This window comes from Chryseobacterium sp. TQ-BC-N36, assembly GCF_058382295.1.
In genome coordinates, this window is record NZ_CM178175.1 from 340,015 (window position 1) to 356,404 (window position 16,390).

At 37.2% G+C, this 16,390-nt stretch carries 16 protein-coding genes; 10 read left to right on the plus strand and 6 right to left on the minus strand.

Translation table 11 applies throughout. The annotated features are described in order from the left end of the window. Window positions 1-42: 42 nt before the first annotated feature. Together AC3FI7_RS01440 and AC3FI7_RS01445 are read right to left on the minus strand one after the other, a co-directional pair. A complete protein-coding gene (locus AC3FI7_RS01440; RefSeq protein ID WP_142722285.1) occupies window positions 43-756 on the minus strand; it encodes a hypothetical protein in 714 nt (237 codons plus the stop codon). Between the two features lie 128 nt (window positions 757-884). Further along, window positions 885-1,766, minus strand: a complete 882-nt coding sequence (locus AC3FI7_RS01445; protein ID WP_142722286.1) for a cupin-like domain-containing protein — start codon at window positions 1,764-1,766, stop codon at window positions 885-887. 220 nt (window positions 1,767-1,986) lie between these two features. Here AC3FI7_RS01445 and AC3FI7_RS01450 point away from each other — a divergent pair, with 220 nt between their 5' ends. After that, on the plus strand, window positions 1,987-3,288 hold the full coding sequence (locus AC3FI7_RS01450; protein WP_491461227.1) for an Ig-like domain-containing protein: 1,302 nt from the start codon (window positions 1,987-1,989) through the stop codon (window positions 3,286-3,288). A 606-nt stretch (window positions 3,289-3,894) separates the two neighbouring features. On the opposite strand, the gene AC3FI7_RS01455 is transcribed toward AC3FI7_RS01450, so the two are convergent. Further along, a complete protein-coding gene (locus AC3FI7_RS01455) occupies window positions 3,895-5,052 on the minus strand; it encodes an MFS transporter (protein WP_343658148.1) in 1,158 nt (385 codons plus the stop codon). Between the two features lie 108 nt (window positions 5,053-5,160). On the opposite strand from AC3FI7_RS01455, the gene AC3FI7_RS01460 reads away from it, so the two are divergent. The 4 genes from AC3FI7_RS01460 to AC3FI7_RS01475 all read left to right on the plus strand — a co-directional run bounded on the left by AC3FI7_RS01460 (window position 5,161) and on the right by AC3FI7_RS01475 (window position 7,802). Continuing rightward, window positions 5,161-5,517 carry a winged helix-turn-helix transcriptional regulator gene (locus AC3FI7_RS01460; RefSeq protein WP_142722290.1) on the plus strand — a complete coding sequence of 119 codons (357 nt, stop codon included), beginning with the start codon at window positions 5,161-5,163 and terminating at the stop codon, window positions 5,515-5,517. Between the two features lie 65 nt (window positions 5,518-5,582). Next, on the plus strand, window positions 5,583-6,578 hold the full coding sequence (locus tag AC3FI7_RS01465) for an MsnO8 family LLM class oxidoreductase (protein WP_343658149.1): 996 nt from the start codon (window positions 5,583-5,585) through the stop codon (window positions 6,576-6,578). Window positions 6,579-6,638: 60 nt separating this feature from the next. Then, complete coding sequence (locus AC3FI7_RS01470) at window positions 6,639-7,190, plus strand: AAA family ATPase (RefSeq protein WP_142722292.1); 552 nt, start codon at window positions 6,639-6,641, stop codon at window positions 7,188-7,190. A gap of 33 nt (window positions 7,191-7,223) precedes the next feature. Then, window positions 7,224-7,802 (plus strand): DUF6624 domain-containing protein, encoded by a 579-nt coding sequence (locus tag AC3FI7_RS01475; protein WP_343658150.1) that lies wholly within the window; start codon window positions 7,224-7,226, stop codon window positions 7,800-7,802. A gap of 61 nt (window positions 7,803-7,863) precedes the next feature. Here AC3FI7_RS01475 and AC3FI7_RS01480 read toward each other — a convergent pair whose 3' ends face one another. The 3 genes from AC3FI7_RS01480 to AC3FI7_RS01490 form a co-directional block, all read right to left on the minus strand. Further along, on the minus strand, window positions 7,864-8,208 hold the full coding sequence (locus AC3FI7_RS01480; RefSeq protein WP_142722293.1) for a YciI family protein: 345 nt from the start codon (window positions 8,206-8,208) through the stop codon (window positions 7,864-7,866). Between the two features lie 147 nt (window positions 8,209-8,355). Then, window positions 8,356-8,691: a nuclear transport factor 2 family protein gene (locus tag AC3FI7_RS01485; RefSeq protein WP_343658151.1), complete on the minus strand. Its 336-nt coding sequence runs from the start codon at window positions 8,689-8,691 to the stop codon at window positions 8,356-8,358. 95 nt (window positions 8,692-8,786) lie between these two features. Beyond that, window positions 8,787-9,923 (minus strand): tetratricopeptide repeat protein, encoded by a 1,137-nt coding sequence (locus AC3FI7_RS01490; protein WP_491461228.1) that lies wholly within the window; start codon window positions 9,921-9,923, stop codon window positions 8,787-8,789. A 168-nt stretch (window positions 9,924-10,091) separates the two neighbouring features. Between AC3FI7_RS01490 and AC3FI7_RS01495 the strand changes: the two genes are divergently transcribed. The 5 genes from AC3FI7_RS01495 to AC3FI7_RS01515 all read left to right on the plus strand — a co-directional run bounded on the left by AC3FI7_RS01495 (window position 10,092) and on the right by AC3FI7_RS01515 (window position 16,389). Further along, on the plus strand, window positions 10,092-10,595 hold the full coding sequence (locus tag AC3FI7_RS01495) for a DinB family protein (RefSeq protein ID WP_142722296.1): 504 nt from the start codon (window positions 10,092-10,094) through the stop codon (window positions 10,593-10,595). 56 nt (window positions 10,596-10,651) lie between these two features. Continuing rightward, the gene (locus AC3FI7_RS01500) at window positions 10,652-11,896 is read left to right on the plus strand and encodes a hypothetical protein (protein ID WP_491461229.1); all 1,245 of its coding nucleotides are present in this window, start codon (window positions 10,652-10,654) and stop codon (window positions 11,894-11,896) included. 78 nt (window positions 11,897-11,974) lie between these two features. Beyond that, window positions 11,975-12,445, plus strand: a complete 471-nt coding sequence (locus AC3FI7_RS01505; protein ID WP_491461230.1) for a S41 family peptidase — start codon at window positions 11,975-11,977, stop codon at window positions 12,443-12,445. Window positions 12,446-12,961: 516 nt separating this feature from the next. Then, on the plus strand, window positions 12,962-15,124 hold the full coding sequence (locus tag AC3FI7_RS01510) for a type VI secretion system Vgr family protein (protein WP_491461231.1): 2,163 nt from the start codon (window positions 12,962-12,964) through the stop codon (window positions 15,122-15,124). Beyond that, window positions 15,124-16,389, plus strand: a complete 1,266-nt coding sequence (locus AC3FI7_RS01515; protein ID WP_343658155.1) for a tetratricopeptide repeat protein — start codon at window positions 15,124-15,126, stop codon at window positions 16,387-16,389. The genes AC3FI7_RS01510 and AC3FI7_RS01515 overlap by 1 nt, the downstream gene beginning before the upstream one ends. The last annotated feature ends 1 nt before the right edge of the window (window position 16,390 follow it).

Here is a 16,390-nt window from a genome sequence, read left to right on the forward strand (position 1 = left end):
CAAAGGTAAGCAAAATATGAACAGACTTGTATGTATTGGTTTCTAAATGAATCCTCTGGCATAATAAAGCTGGACCACAAAAAAGAGGACTGTGAAAAACCATACCACATATGGGTGATAGCTGAAATTATTCTTCAGAATATAATGGAGCGCTTTGAATAGCTTAAAGACTCCAATAATTCCAATGATAATAAAAACCAGAAAGACCAGAAAAAACAGATAATCTCTTGTTCCATATTCATTCACTTTACCAAGACGGTCCAGATAAGCTTCTACATTCAATGTTTGCCCCAGAAACATAGCTGAACTGATTAATATAAAAAAAGGAGTAGAGGTATAAACGGTTGTATAAATAAAAGAAAATAATAATGTTCGGAAAGTTACTGTATTTACTTTCTCCCTTTTGTACCATAATAAAGCAACACTGAATATGACAGCAGTAATATTATTCATCAAAAATATAAAGAGTGCTTTTTCTACCATGCTTAATCCCTTAATCTTCGAAATAATATTGTGCTCACCGCTGTAATCCATTAAAAGCACAGAGACAATTACAGACGTATAAACAGAAAGCTTGATAGGAGACAGGTAGTCATGAAAACGTTCGGTTTCTTCTTTTTCCATTTCGTGTACAGAAAGATCGTAGCAGCGGCGGGGATCCTGAAACAACTTGAAAATGGTGACCGGAACCAATAGTATTTCAATAATGATCTGAAGGCATAGCTTCTCAAAGCTGTCTATCAACTTTTCAAACATATACGAAGTATTAAGGGAACATCTTATGCAATTTAGTTAATTTTTACGTTATATTTTAAAAGGGAAATAAAAAAGAGTGGATACTTGAATCAAAATCACCCACTCTTTTTTATTTAAAAGTTTTTTTACTATTTGGGAAGCCCTTTTTTCAAAGCAATATTGGCTTTTTCTACGGCTTTTCTTTCTTTCCAGTCCATATACCTCTTTTTGTAACGGCCTTTCATAAAGTTGTCAAAATTACGCTGAATGGCAAGATTCCAGAGAGAGTGAGCTTTTACCGCCCAGCTTTTATCCCATGCTCTCAGAGAAATAGAGAAAGATCCGTCCAGATATTTCATCCAGTGCCACCATCCGGTAGGCATGAATAAAGTATCTCCGTGTTCCAGAAAACACTCAATCCCTTCAATCCCATCCAGTGCCGGGAATTTTTCAAAATCAGGATTGGCGATATCATAATCTTCCAGTGCATAGGTAGCATAAGGAAGTTTATACAGACGTGTTTTCCATTTGTATTCAAACAGAAGAACATGCTTTCTTCCATTGAAATGGGTATGGAAAATATGTGGCATATCAATATCATAATGAAGGAAAGTTACAGAACCTTTACCTCCGAAAAACATACTTGGGTATTTATCTAAAAACCCCCCCATCAGATTCTTTGGCGGAACATAGTCTTCTAAAAGTTTTGGGGCAAATTTGATAGGATCAAAGAAAAATATTCTCAGGTCTGTAGGCTCCTTCTGAATAAGATCAACATATTCACTGAAAGGCATTTTTGTCGTTGGCGTATTGATAGGAGCTGCAGGATCTGCTTTTGAACTGTCGTAAAGGGGAACTATAACATCACCAACCACTTCTTTCATATACTCCATCGTCCATTTTTGATAAGCAGGCCACTTTCTTGCCATATTTCTGATTACCACTGGCTTACATGGCTTTAGATATTTTTCACGGAATTCTTCTTGTGAAATGTCATCTACAATATCAATCGGTTTAAGGCGTATTCCCATTCGTTTAAATTATTAAGCTAAAGTATTAAATATTTACGATAATAAATGAAAATAATTGAAATTATTTGGAACTATTATAAATAGAATTAAAAAATAAAATAATCTGCCGGTTTTGATAAATAATTAAAAAGGTATATTTGTATTTCATAAATAAGAATATCTTTTGATGGGTATTAAGATATACCATTGGAAAACTATACCTGTTAATATTAAAATAACCATGAAACGCATTTCAACAATCATTCTTTCACTTGTATTTGCAAGTGCTTTCTCACAGAAATCAGCTAAAATTTTTACTTCAGATATTGACAATTTTTGGGTAGCCTATGACAGCATTCAAAAAACAAACGATCATACCCAAAAACTTGCTCTGATTAAGAAACTCTATACAGACAAAGGAACACCAGGTCTGAAAGCCTTTATGAAAGCCAGGGATTATAATGATACGGTGTTTGTAAACATCATTGAAAAGTATCCTAAATTCTTGAACTCAATCAGACCCAACACTCTGACGATAAAAACCAAAACAAATGAACTGGAAGCCAGTATTATCAGGCTGAAGGAGATCTATCCGGACCTTAAAGAAGCCGAAATGTATTTTACGATAGGCGGGCTTAATTCAGGAGGAACGGTGAGTGGAAAAATGGTGCTGGTAGGAGCCGAACTTGCTACAGGGCTTCCTTCTACAGATGTTTCAGAATTAAAAGATGAATGGCTGAAAAGTGTTTTTGCAATGCAGTCTCTGGATAATATCGTCTCTTTAAATGTTCATGAATATATCCATACCCAGCAGACCGGGGACCGCAGAAGGGTTTTAAGCCAATCTATCAAAGAAGGTGCCTGTGATCTGATGGCCGAACTGGTCATGAATAAGCCTTTGGAAAGGAAATATCTTTCTTACGGAGCAGCGCATACAGCTGAGGTGAAAAACCTGTTTAAAAAAGAAATGTTCACCGGAAATTTCACAAACTGGCTTTATAATGGAAGACAGAAAGGAGAAAGTGCTGATCTTGGCTATTATATAGGATATGAGATCTGTAAATCCTACTACCGGAATGCCAAAGATAAAAAAAAAGCAGTTAAAGATATTATTGAACTTAATTATAATAATGATAAAGCTGTTGAAGATTTCCTTACCAGATCAAAGTTTTTTACTGAAAAAATAGATAAGCAAAAATTGATCAGTGAATATGAAAAAAACTTACCCTATGTTGTAAAAACCGACCCTGCAAACGGGACAGTGAATGTAAATGCAGATATAAAAGAAATAAGAATTACTTTCTCAAAAGAAATGGTGCCGGGAAATTATTCATTCAATCTTTCCGATAAAGGAAAAGAATATATGCCGATCACCAAAGTTATCGGAATGGAAAAGGGTGATAAAACTTTGGTTCTGGGAGTAGATCTGAAACCAGGTAAAGAGTATGAGTTTGTCATTACGAATAAAAGTTTTGCTTCTAAAGACGGCTACCCTTTGAAAGATGAAAACCTTCTTATAAAATTTAAAACGGGGAATAAATAATTTGGTGATCAATGAATGAAAACCAACTTTTATATACAGTTTCAATAGTCTGTTTTTTATTTATGATCATATCCTTCAGACACAATTGGAAGCTTGGCAGTGTCAATATGATATTATTTTGTTTATACAATTCAATATTATACTATCATTTTATATATGACAGCAATGGAGGAGCCAGGCTTGTATGGTGGTTTTTTCTGCTTGTTGTGTCTGGAGTCCATATGCTTGTGCTTCTGATTTATTTTGTCGCAATAACTATTATAAAGGACAGTCGCAAAAATCAGGATCAGAAGTAAGCATTATTCCAGAAAAATCTAGAGTAACCATTTATGGATGGGTCAGTATGAAAAAAAATATTTTAAAAACATTTGTTGTAAACATTCTTATATTATCTCTTATAGTCTATATTCTGGGGCTTACTGATTCGGTTTTCCAACAGGTATATCCATCGGATAACGTTGTGTCTTATCTGATCAATTCCCTGAAATACTTTATTCTATGGGTTTTACCATACTGGTGGTTAATGATCATAATTGGGGCGGTATTGCTGACTTTTTTATACAGTATCTTAAGAAAATAATATTAATAGCCTGAAACAAATTTATTCTAAGTTATTTCTGTCATATTGACTTTAAAACTATTTTTTCTGAAAAGCAGCATAATCAGAGCAGGAACAAGACCTGGGATGCCTGACCACATTATATTTTCTATACCATAATGAACAATCCAGACTCCTCCAAACAGCGTTCCGGCTGTAACAGCAAAATTTCCGCAGGAAGTAAAAATACTGTTGATGAACTCAGAGGTTTCTGATGCAGATGATGTTACATTGATATTACTGATCAGAAATCCTCCAGAATGAACCAGACCCCAACATCCTGTAATCAAAATCGCAGGTGCAAAATCGCTGCCGTAATGCCCCATCAGGAGATGAATACCTGATAATAAAATTAAAAAAAGAAGAGTCGTCTGAAACGGAAATCTGCTCATATATTTTCCGGCAATTTTATTTCCGGCAATGCCTGCCGTTCCGAACAGGAAAAGCATCATACTGATTTGTTTTCCATCCATTTTGGTGACATTCTTTAAAAAATCTGCCATATAGCCGTAGCTTGAGTACATGGCTGCAATGGTAAAGAATGCAAGAAAGAGCCCATTCCATAGATTTTTATTCAGGAATATTCTGGTTGGAAACTTATTTAATGATATGCCTGTATTTTGAAGAGATGGCAAATAAAACCATACTCCGGCAAGAGCAATTCCATTAATGAAAGCGGTAAGCAAAAAAGAAGATTGCCAGGAAAAAAGATCAGACATAAAAGCGGCTAATGGAACTCCCAGAACAGTTGCTGAGGTAAGCCCGGAAAAAATGATGCTTACAGCCCTGGATTTTTGCGCAGGATCAGAGGTTTGTCCGGCAACAGATAAAGCAATGGACCAGTATACAGGATGGAAAAATGCAGGCATCATTCTGATACCAAGAAGCAGATAAAAATTAGTTATAAAGGCAGACAGGATATTGGCTGCCACAAAAACCGATAAAGAAAGGATCAATAAGTTTTTCCTTTTGAAAGAAGACAATACAAGAAGCATAAATGGCCCAAAAACAGCAACGATCAAGGCAAAAGCACTCAACAGCCACCCCGCTTTTTCAATGGAGATTCGGAATGAGGAAGCGAGTTCCGGTAATACTCCTATCACTCCGAATTCTGTAGTGGTGATTCCGAAAACACCTAGTGCCAGCACATAAAGATTTCTATTCATTTTCATTATTTTTTTGCAAATTTGCAGAATAGACTTTCAAAAAACGATATACTTACCTTTTGGTTCTATACTTACTTTTTTGAGAGTTCAATTAAAAATAAGATTGCCATGCCTCAGTTTTTCCATGATAAAAGATTATATTATACTCCTATTGAATTCGCATTAAGCCATATCGGCGGAACCTGGAAAATGCCGATTCTGTGGAGGTTGCAGGAAAAGCCACTCCGTTTCAGCGAGCTGAAAAAGGATATTCCCCATATTACAGATAAGATGCTGACCAGCCAGCTGCGTGAACTGGAAGCAAAAGGTATGGTTTATCGTGAAGTATTTCCCGTAGTTCCTCCGAAAGTGGAGTACAGCCTTACAGAGAAGGGGAAGAGAGCCATTCCGGTTATTGAAACCATTATGAGTTTCGGATATGAGCTGATCAGAGAGGAAGGAATTATCTTTCCGCCGAAAGAATAATAAATAAGTATTTCTCTATCAGATAGAGCTTTTTTTATAACTTCACCATAAATTCATTTGATACTATGAAGTTGAAATTAGGGATATTAGATCAGTCACCTACAACAATGGGAGATCATGCCGCATCTGCCTTGAAAAATAGCCTTAATCTTGCAGTATTGGCTGAAGAAACGGGGTTTCATAGCATTATGTATTCCGAACATCATGGAGTAGAGGCCTATGGAAGTTCCAGTCCTGAAATTCTGGCAGCAGTTGCTCTCAGTAAAACAAACCGTATCAAAGTAGGAACAGCAGGTATCATGATGAGAAACTATTCTGCCTATAAAATTGCAGAATGGGCCAAAATGCTGTCAACCCTATATCCTGAACGTTTTATTCTGGGTTTGGGAAAAGCACCGGGAGGGCTAAAAGATGCTGTAATGGCTCTCAATAACAACAGGCCTGTGATTTTATCCAATATGGAGACTAAACTGGAAGAGATTATCCAATACATCAGAGATGAAGAAGGTCTGTATGACGGGCTTATTGCGCAGCCCGCCCATGTAGAGCATATCCCTGAAATCATGTGGCTGGGGTCAGGAATGACTTCTGCCATGGAAGCTGCAAAGCATGGGATTGGATATTCGTTCGCTGCTTTTATGAACAATGAAGGTGGGATGGAAAATACCGATGCTTATCTCAGAGAATTTGACAGAATAAAGTATTTTCCACAGCCTTCCTTACAGGTAGCAGTGGCTGTATCGGTAGCAGATACAACTGAAGCAGCCAGAAGAAATGCTTATGGAATGGCTTATCAGTTTTTGCAGTCCCGGCAATTGGCAAGTCCCAATGCTGTTCTTTCTCCTGAAGCTGTGGAACAGAAGATTTTGGGAACAAAAGATGAAGAAGAGTTCTTTACTGTTTTAGACCGGATTATTACAGAAACACCGTCATCTGTCAGTCAGAGGCTAGATCAGGTTTCAGAAAAGTACAATACGGATGATCTTCTGATATTGTGCAATATGCACCGGGAAGAGGACCGGATTAACACCTATAAAAGTATCATTAGAAATAATAAATAGTATCTACAGTGTAAAATTTCTGTTGTGCTGTGTGGTTGTTTTTTAATATAATCCAAATCTATGAAGCAGAATATGTCAGCATTATATATTATTACCGGGGGCCCGGGAGCGGGAAAGACAACCTTACTGGATGAATTAAACCATCAGGGATTGATAACAGTCCCGGAAGAAGGAAGGAGAGTCATTAAGGAGCAGATGGGCTCCGGTGGTGAAGGGCTTCCGTGGCTCAACAAAGAACTTTTTGCAGAACTGATGTTTGAAGAATCTGTAAAAACCTATCAGAAAATAAGTCAGGCAGTTCATACAAAACCTGTTTTCTTTGACCGTGGAATATTGGATACACTTGGTTATATGAGACTTGAAAATATTCCCGTTCCGGCATCAATGGCATCAAAAGCTGGGGATATGGTTTATCAGAACAATATTTTCATTCTTCCACCGTGGAAAGAAATCTACGAAAATGATGCTGAAAGAAAACAGACCTTTGAAAAAGCAGGAGAAACCTTTGAATGCATGAAAGAAATTTATCAGGAATACGGCTATACTATCATAGAAGTTCCGAAGCTTCCGGTACAAGACAGAGTAAACTTTATTCTTGGTAAAATCATATAGAGAATATTCAAACTCATCATTTATCTATCACCAATGATCATTTATACTATGAATTATCTTCCTTTTGAAAAAGAACTGATTGATCTGGCTGACAAAGATCTGGCAGTCAGAGAAAAACTGTTAACAACCGGAGAGCTTTATGGAGGCTATCATCCTGAAATGGAAAAAATCCATAAGGCCAATGCAGTGCGGCTAAGGGAAATCATCGCTGAAATTGGTTATCCTACCATCTCAAAAGTAGGAGAAAAGGCAAATGATGCTGCCTGGCTGATTATTCAGCATGCCATCAGCGAACCTGAATTTATGAAAGTATGTTATGCCATGATGGAAGAGAATTATCCTGATATCAGCCCTGTTCACAAAGCTTATTTATACGACCGTATCCAGGTTTTTCAGAGCAAGCCCCAAAGATATGGGACACAGTTAACCGCCGATGGAACCATTTATCCTGTAGAAAAGAAAGAAAACTTAAACAAAATGCGTGAAACAGTAAGCCTGCCGGCATTATCCATGACAGATATCAATAAAATTCCGGAACCTGAAGACATTCCGGAAATTGACAGCAAAGATGTTGAATATACGGTTTGGAGAAAAAAAGTGGGATGGATTTAATTAAAAGATGTTCAATGAAAAACACTTCAACTGTCACAACTTCCAGTCCCAATCTTCCATCTTATTGATTCACCTTCAAAACTTCACGAACCTCAATATTTCCTCCGATTTTAAAAATGGGATTTTCCTTCGCCATTTCGACGGCTTCCTCAATAGATTCAGCCCTTACAATAATATATCCGCTGATGAACTCTTTAATTTCAGTATAGGGACCATCCGTTACAATATGGTCAGGTTTTACGGTTTTAGCTTTTCCCGGAGCAGGTAATAAAGTATTTCCCTTATCCACCAGTTTATTTTGAGCAGCAATATTTTCCAGCCATATCATGCGTTCCCGGATCTGTTCTGAAGTAGGTTTAAAATCAGAAATATCTTTCAGTCTGAAGATCAATGCAAATTCTTTCATAAAACTATATTCTTTTTTATATAACGACTAAGGGAGAGGAATGGAGACGATCTTTTTAATATTTTTAAAACCGCCTTTTACCTGTTGAAATATCTGTGTCCAAAAATTATAATCGGATTCAGTATTTATCAGGATTTAAATCATTCTTTATTTGTCCAGTAAAGGTCTGGGATCAAACAGTACCTTTAATGTTACGATTTTCCCATTCTGTATATGATACCATCCTGAAGATTCTATTGTTTTTTTTCCCATGTTGATATTATACCAGAAACATACATCTTCTCCGGATGTAAAAGCCTTAAGAATTTCATATTTGAATTTCATCTGCTTCATATCTTTTATATAAACAGAAGCTCCCTCTCTTTTTCCCAATACTCCTGTAAATTTAAAATCAGGATCAAGACAGCTTTCCGCCTTATCAAAGTTTTCTTCATTTAAATACTGGATAAACTGTTCTGCAACGTTTTGAATGGTATGGTCCATAAATATTGTTTTTTATTGTTGAATACAAAATTAACAGATCAGTGAATGTCCCACTTGTGACTATAATCACAAAATGCTGTACCCGTTTTCTGATTTTATTTTAAAGCAGGGATTCTTCCTTTTGCATAAGCAATCTGATCTTTTTCCTTTTCCTGGTCCGGACTGTTTTTAAGGTACATCTGATAATATATTGCTGCATTTTTAGGCTGCTTCAGATTGAGATCATAAAGAAGTCCTAAACGGTAATAAATAATATTGCTGGTGCCAAAGGTTAGTCCTCTTTTATAAGCTGTCACTGCGTCATTATACTGGTTTTTAGCTTCATAAATACCTGCCAGCGCAGCATAGTAAACAGTGGTGTGCTTTGAAACCGCTTCATCAATAGTCTTTTGTGCATAGATTTCAGCTTTATTGTAATCTTTCAGCTCACGATAGCTCAATGCCATGTAATAGAAAGTGCCTTCATTTTGTACACCTATATCTTCCAAAGTTTTGTAAAGCGTGATACATTTCTGATAATCCTTTACATAGAAATAAGCCTGTCCCATATCGTTCATTACATTGACATCAGCATGATTTTTCAGCAGCTTTTCACCAATTTCAATCACTTCCTGATATTTCGTGAGCTGGTTAGCAACCGGCAGTAATGCCTGTTGTAAAGTGAAGTTTTCAGGATCAGCTACGATAGCCGTTTTCAATACATCATAAGCAGGTTGGTATTGTTTAAGACTGCTGTAGGCTAGAGAAAGATCATAAGCAACATCAGGATCAGCAGCATTAAGAGTATTTGCTTTTTTGAGATAATTGAGCCTGGATTCAGGATTGTCTGCATAGGCTGCAAGCTGTTTATAAGCACTGAAGTTAAGGCTGTCAAGCTGAATGATCTGCTCAAGATAAGCTTTGGCATTGGCCACATTTCCCCTTCTGGAATTGATGCTGGCCAGACTGAATAGAGTAGGCAGGCTGTTCGGCTGAATGGTATTGATTTTCTGATAATTTTTTTCTGCTTCCTGCAGCTTTCCGGCCATCATATTGCAATAAGCTATTTGTGAAAGGGCTTTTATATCCTGTGTCTCTCCGGGATATATGTTCTGAAGATAGTTAGCAGCATCGGCATAACGCTGTGTTTCATAATATTCAAGGAGCTTTTCAGTATCAATTTTTGCGGATTGAGCCGTGACACAGCTGAAACCAGATAATATAATACACAAAGATATTCCTATTTTCATCATGGTTATTTTTTAACTAAAATATCGGTTATTTACGGAGATTCCAAATTTTAATATCGCTTATTGGTGATTTTTTTAACCTTATGGATGATTTATAATAAAAATCAAAATCTTATTTTCATTAGATTTCTTATATTCACTTGATAGAACAGGACCTGACAAAACAAAAATATGGAAATAAAAACAGTACAGTCATTCATAGATTATTATGGAAAAATAAGAGAGAGAACCAACCGTATTATAGAAGCTGTTCCTCCGCAGCATATTGATTTTTCCTATAAACCCGGAAAATTTACCATTGGTGACCAGATAAGACATATTGCAGCCATTGAGCGATATATGTATGGAGAAACCATTGCAGGGAGAAAAAGTGCTTATCCTGGATGTGGAAAAGAACTGGCTGACGGTTACGAAAATACAGTTACGTTTTTTAATGAAATGCACAGGCAAACCCTTGGAATTATTAATGGGCTTACAGACGAAGACCTCACCAGGAAATGCCTGACTCCTGCTAACAGTGAAATTTCTATATGGAAATGGCTCCGTGCTATGATAGAGCATGAAATCCACCACCGGGCAGAACTATACATCTATCTGAATCTTCTGGATGTAAAGACACCGCAGATCTATGGTTTCTCCGCAGAAGAAGTACAGGAAATGAGTGTGAAATTATAGTGTTGAAAAGGAATGACTGAGGTTAATTTGTATATTAGCCCATTCAAAAAATAATAATGGCCAGACCTCTTATCATTCCTCTTTTACTGTTTTTAAACAGTACATATGCACAGACCAATTCTATAATCAAACCGGGTGATACCGTGAAATATTTGCCACAATCTCATAAACCTTCATGGATCTCAATACAGTCTGCTGATGCCAATCTGGGAGTTGCATTGTTGATGGATGGAAAAAAAATAAAAGAACAGGATGATTCCCGTGGAATAAAAAGTATTGAACGTTTATATTTTACTCCTGAAAAAGGAATAAAATATGAAGTAAAAATATGGGCCAAATCTTATCTTGAAAAGAGCAAAGCGGTAAAAGTCACTATCACAGAATCCAAAAATGTACCTGTTTTGAATGGCCAGTTCAGTTCCGATCAGTTTGTACAAGATCTGAGAACATTCCGTTCTATTAGGGAAAAAGCAAATTCCGGACTGTATGTTTACAGAAATAAAAAACAAATAGACAGCATCTACCAGCAGGCGGAAGAAAAAGCCCGGAACAGTAAAAATATTTTCGATTTCTATAAAGTTATTGCCCAACTTACCGGATTTGAAGGGAGCTGTCATAATTATACAGATCTACCCAATCATGCTTCATATTATCTTACTCAGAAACCAGAATACCTTCCCATCACACTGAAGAATATTGATGGACGCCTGCTTCAGGACTCTAAAGATACAGCCGTGCCTCTTGGGGCTGAAATCCTTTCCATCAACGGAGTTTCTGCAAAACAAATGATAAGACGCTTTTCTCAATACTATTTTTCTGACGGGTATTCCATGCCTTACAAGGAAACCACAGGTTTTGAAAGAGGGATGCTGGATAAATTTTATATAGAATTCGGAAATCATAAAGAGTATTTGATCCAATATCAATGGAATGGAGTTGTAAAAGAAGTTTCCCTGCCGGGAATACCCTTGGAAAGCTTTAAAAAACTTCAGGAATCAAGATATTCACTTACTTTTGATAAAAAACTGTTGTCTGAGAAATATAGTTTTAGTAAAGAAGGAGAGGGAATTTACAGACTTTCTTTGAGAGGCTTCGATTTTGCAACCGGAAAAGAAGATCCTGCTTATAAAAAATTCAGTGTTTTTCTTGATCAGATGATGGATACTCTGGAGCAGGAAAAAATACAGGATCTGATCATTGATCTCAGAGGAAATACAGGAGGTACGGGAGCTCTTTATGAAAAAGTATTTTCCTATTTTACACAAAGACCTTTCCGCGACAGCCATTATGCTTATACTTAATTTAACGAAGTTCCCCTGGAAGAAAAACTGGTCATAACACCTCTTTTTCTTTCCAATGGAGTACAGGATAAACATGGATTGAATGCCTATCTGAAACAGCTTTATCCTAAAAACGTACAGGGAAAATATTATTGGGCGGATGACAAAAATCCATCCATTATGCCTAATGAAAGAACGTTTAAAGGACAGATTTACCTGCTTGTAGACCAAAGGGTAGCTTCCGCAGCTTCACATCTGGCTTCACTTATTAAATCTTACACCAATGCAGTAGTGATTGGGAAAGAAACAGTAGGCGGATATTATGAACATAACGGACATCTTCCGCTGGTATATGAACTTCCCAATACAGGGATTCAGACAGGATTTTCTATTGTCCACGTGATTCAGGATGCGCAAAATCTTCCGGATCAGAAAAAAGGACAGGGAATCATTCCCCACATTGCAATACAGGAAACTGATCAGGATTTTCTTGACCAGACCGATGTTTATCTGAAAAAAGTATCAGAACTGAGAAAAACAGTAAGAAAAATATATACGAATTTAATATAAACCAGCTGTCGTAATGCAGCTGGTTTTTTAATTGTTAATGATTCAGTATATTTTAGTTTATTTCTATTGATAGTGATAAATAAATTGCTTTTGTTTATTAAAAAATGTTAAATACTGATCTGATATTGAGATATTTGTTTGTTTATTTTAATCATTTGTTTTAGAATTATTAATGGAAAGTCGTAGAACTACTACAAAATTTCAGATTACATGTAGAAAATTTTCTGAATAGCGGTTGCCGTTTTATATTTGTAATACCACCAATCCAATTACAAAAATTAATAATGAGAAAAATCTGCTTACCATAAAGTAAAACCAGAAAGAGTCTTAAAATTCAACGGGATTTAAGCAAGACTATAGCTTTACTTTACTCATATCATATTACCCTGCTTTGACCTCAACATCTGGTTTCACTATCATAGATGAATGGAACACAGATGATATCTAACTGATTTTTTATTTCAGATAGATTCAGATAAAAAAACTTGACACCCAATCAATCAAAATATTACAATTATGTTTCAGGATGATCGTTCACCTAAAATGCCTGTTTCCAAAGATAAAGTTTCAGCTGTAAACAATGTTGAAGAAACATTGACAGAGCAGGCAGTCAGCAAAACTGCTCAAAAAGTACAGGAAAAATCTAGTGGAACCGTTAAGAAAGCTACTGAAAAAATGGTTCAGGCCCAAGCCTATACCGGAATGGTTCAAAACGGTTCTCAAATGTTTATGAATCAGGTTAAACAGCCTAATCCTCCCACTCTGGTAGAAGATAGAGTATGGGCAAAACAGCCAACTTCCGGAATTTATAATGCCAATACTATTCCTGGAAATCAGGTGGCTGGTATTAATCGTGTGGTAAAACTTGAAATTGTAATTGACGGAAAAGTGATCAAACATTTCAAGAGTTTTCAGCTAAAACAGAGTGCCGTAAGACATCATGAATTTGATCTGATGCTGGCCCATGATACACTGGGAAGTTCAGAAAACCATAATCTGGAGGAAGCTCAGAATTTTCTTGGAAAAAGAATGACGGTGATCTTCAGATATAAAGATGTTGAAGACGGTCCGGAAAGGAATTTTGTAGGAGTGATTACAGAAGTAGGTTTCAGCCAGGAAAAAGGAAGCCTGGGAAATATAGTTCTTACCGGTTCCAGTCCTACTGTTCTTTTAGATGCTGCTCCCCATATTCAAAGTTTTGGAGGGGCACAGGAAATCAGTCTGAACAGTATTGCGGATCAGGTCATCAAAGAAGGGCTGGGACAAAATACCTTTGATTTCAGGGTAGATGCAGCTCATGGAAACGTTTCCTACAGCTCACAATATGAAGAAACCCATTATAATTATCTGGCCAGAATTGCAGAAGCCTATGGGGAACAGTTTTATTATGATGGTGAAGTACTGCATTTCGGAAAGCTTCCCCCTCAGGAAAAACCTGTAAAACTTACCTATGGAAGCAGTGTGAGTGATGTCAAGATAAAAATGAAAGCACAGCACGTGAATCCGTCATTCTATGGGTATAACAGCAGCAAAAATGAAAAATTGATGGCCGGAAGCTCAAAGATCAGCCATACCTCAGATATTGCTAAAAGGGCTTATGAAATTTCAGAGAGGATCTTTACCACTCCATCGCTGAGAGTGGCTCCTATAAAAGCCGTTTCTTTCATGGATGTTGAAAACTCCCAAAAAGGAACAGCAGGCAGTAAAGCTGCTGAAGTATTTGTTATTTCAGGGGTTACAACGGTGCCGTTCCTTTATCCCGGCTGTATTGCCGATATCGAGATGAGAAAAGCTGAAAGCAGTGAAACCACCTACTTTACCAAACTGATGATTACAGAGATGTATCACGAAGTAGATGCAAGAGGATATTATACAGGAACCTTTGAGGCCATTGCTTCCGATACAGGATTTATTCCCCGACCGGAATTTCACATCCCAAAAGCGGATGCTCAGTTTGCGAAAGTGATTTCTAATGCAGACCCTTTGAATCAGGGAAGAGTGAAAGTACAGTTTGACTGGCAAAATGGTTCTACCACTACTGAATATATCAGAGTGATGACTCCTGATGGCGGAGGAAGTGAAAAAGTAAGTAAAAACCGCGGATTTATGGCCATTCCAGAAGAAGGCGATCAGGTGGTTGTTAATTTTGCCCACCAGCACCCTGACCGTCCGTTTGTGATGGGTGGAATGTTCCATGGAGGAGTTGGCGGAGGCGGAGGGGCCGGAAATAATATTAAAAGCTTAAGCAGTAAAAGCGGTCACACCATGAGCCTGGATGATGGCGGAGGAATTACAGTGAAAGATAAGGACCAGAACTCTGTTTTTCTGGATGGAGCCGGAAATATAACCATAGACAGCAAGATTTCCATTACCCTGAATTGTGGAAGCAGCTCTATTTATATGGATAAAGATGGCAATATTCAGATTAAAGGAAAAGAAATATTGGTTCAGGGAATTAATATCGGAGTGGGAGGAACATCAAGTATTGGAGTTGGAGTAGGCCCTGAGGACGGTGATCCAACTTCGGGTGTCGGGATCAAATCAGATACACTGGATATCGGGACTAAAACATTGTCTATGAGAGGAGATACCGAGGCTAATCTCAGCAGTGGGAGTAAAATCAATATCGGTGGAGGAAGCGAGACGAATATTGTAAGTGGAACTGTAAAACTGAATTGATGCAGATGAATCCGGTAGATTTGGAATTGGTTAAATTAAAAAGACAATGGCAGAAAGTTGTTTCAAAGAACGAAGAAAAACCCATGCTGATCTGTTTAGGAGAAAAACACGAAACTGATCTTTTTGACGGGTTTATCAAATCGAAACTTTCTGAAGATGAAGAAGGTGATGATGTTTTTTTACTCCATTATCAAGAATTTAACGGAATGAATTCTTTTGGACAGACCTTATTGGATGAATGGACAGAGTTTTATGAAATGCTGAAGAAAAGTGAAGAGAATATTCCGGATTGGGAACTTAAATCTCCGGGTGAAACTTTTAAAACAGATGCTTACAAAGCATTTTATCCTCTGCTGGAACTGAAGAAAAATTTCCCCAATATTAAGGATTCCAGGATTTACATTTATATAGCTCCGTTAAGAATTTGTGATACCGAAGAGCTTTCTTTGTGGGTAAAAGAATGGTGCAGGATCTGTGAAGCTTCAGAAAATAAAGATATTAAACTGGTCTGGGCAGAGCATCACACTTATAGGACACTGTCACAGATTCCTTCAGCCCATAGCTTCAGGGTAGAAGTAGACATTCACCAGTTAATGCAGAATACTGCTGCTCATACCAACCGGAAGAAGAACAGCCCGGATACAGATTTTCAGCAGCAGATTCTTATTGCAAGTAATCACTTAAGCAAGGAAAGATTTAAAGAAGCGGAGTACGCCCTGAAAACAGCAGTAAAGCTGGCCAGGGAGCAAAAGAATAAACAGGGAGAAATCTCTGCCTACTTTATGCTTGCCCAAGCTTATACTGCAGACAGGAAAAAAGACCGCGCCGAAGATACTTACAGAACAATATTGGAAGAAGTAGAGCCGGATACGCCCCTGGAAATTCAGATGTATATGAATTATGGCAGCCATTTATTGGGGAACTCCAAAAAATCTGCTGCGCAAAAAGTATTTGAAAAAGCTGCAGAAACCGCTCAGAAGATTGGAGAATATGCAATGGCTATTGAATGTTACAGAATCATTGGTACATTGAATGACACTGTTCTGACAAAAGACAAAATGATCAGGTACTTTGAAAAGTGCCTTGATATAGCAAAAATAATGGATCCTTCAGCACGGGAACAGAGTAGTCTGAGGTTTGTAGCCTCAATGCTGATTCTTAAATATGAAGGTGACCAGGATAAAAAAGCATTACTGGAAAGTGAAATGACAGCTTATTTTGGTAATGACTGGAGGGTAAGCGTGGAAAGACCAAAAGCTGGGTAAT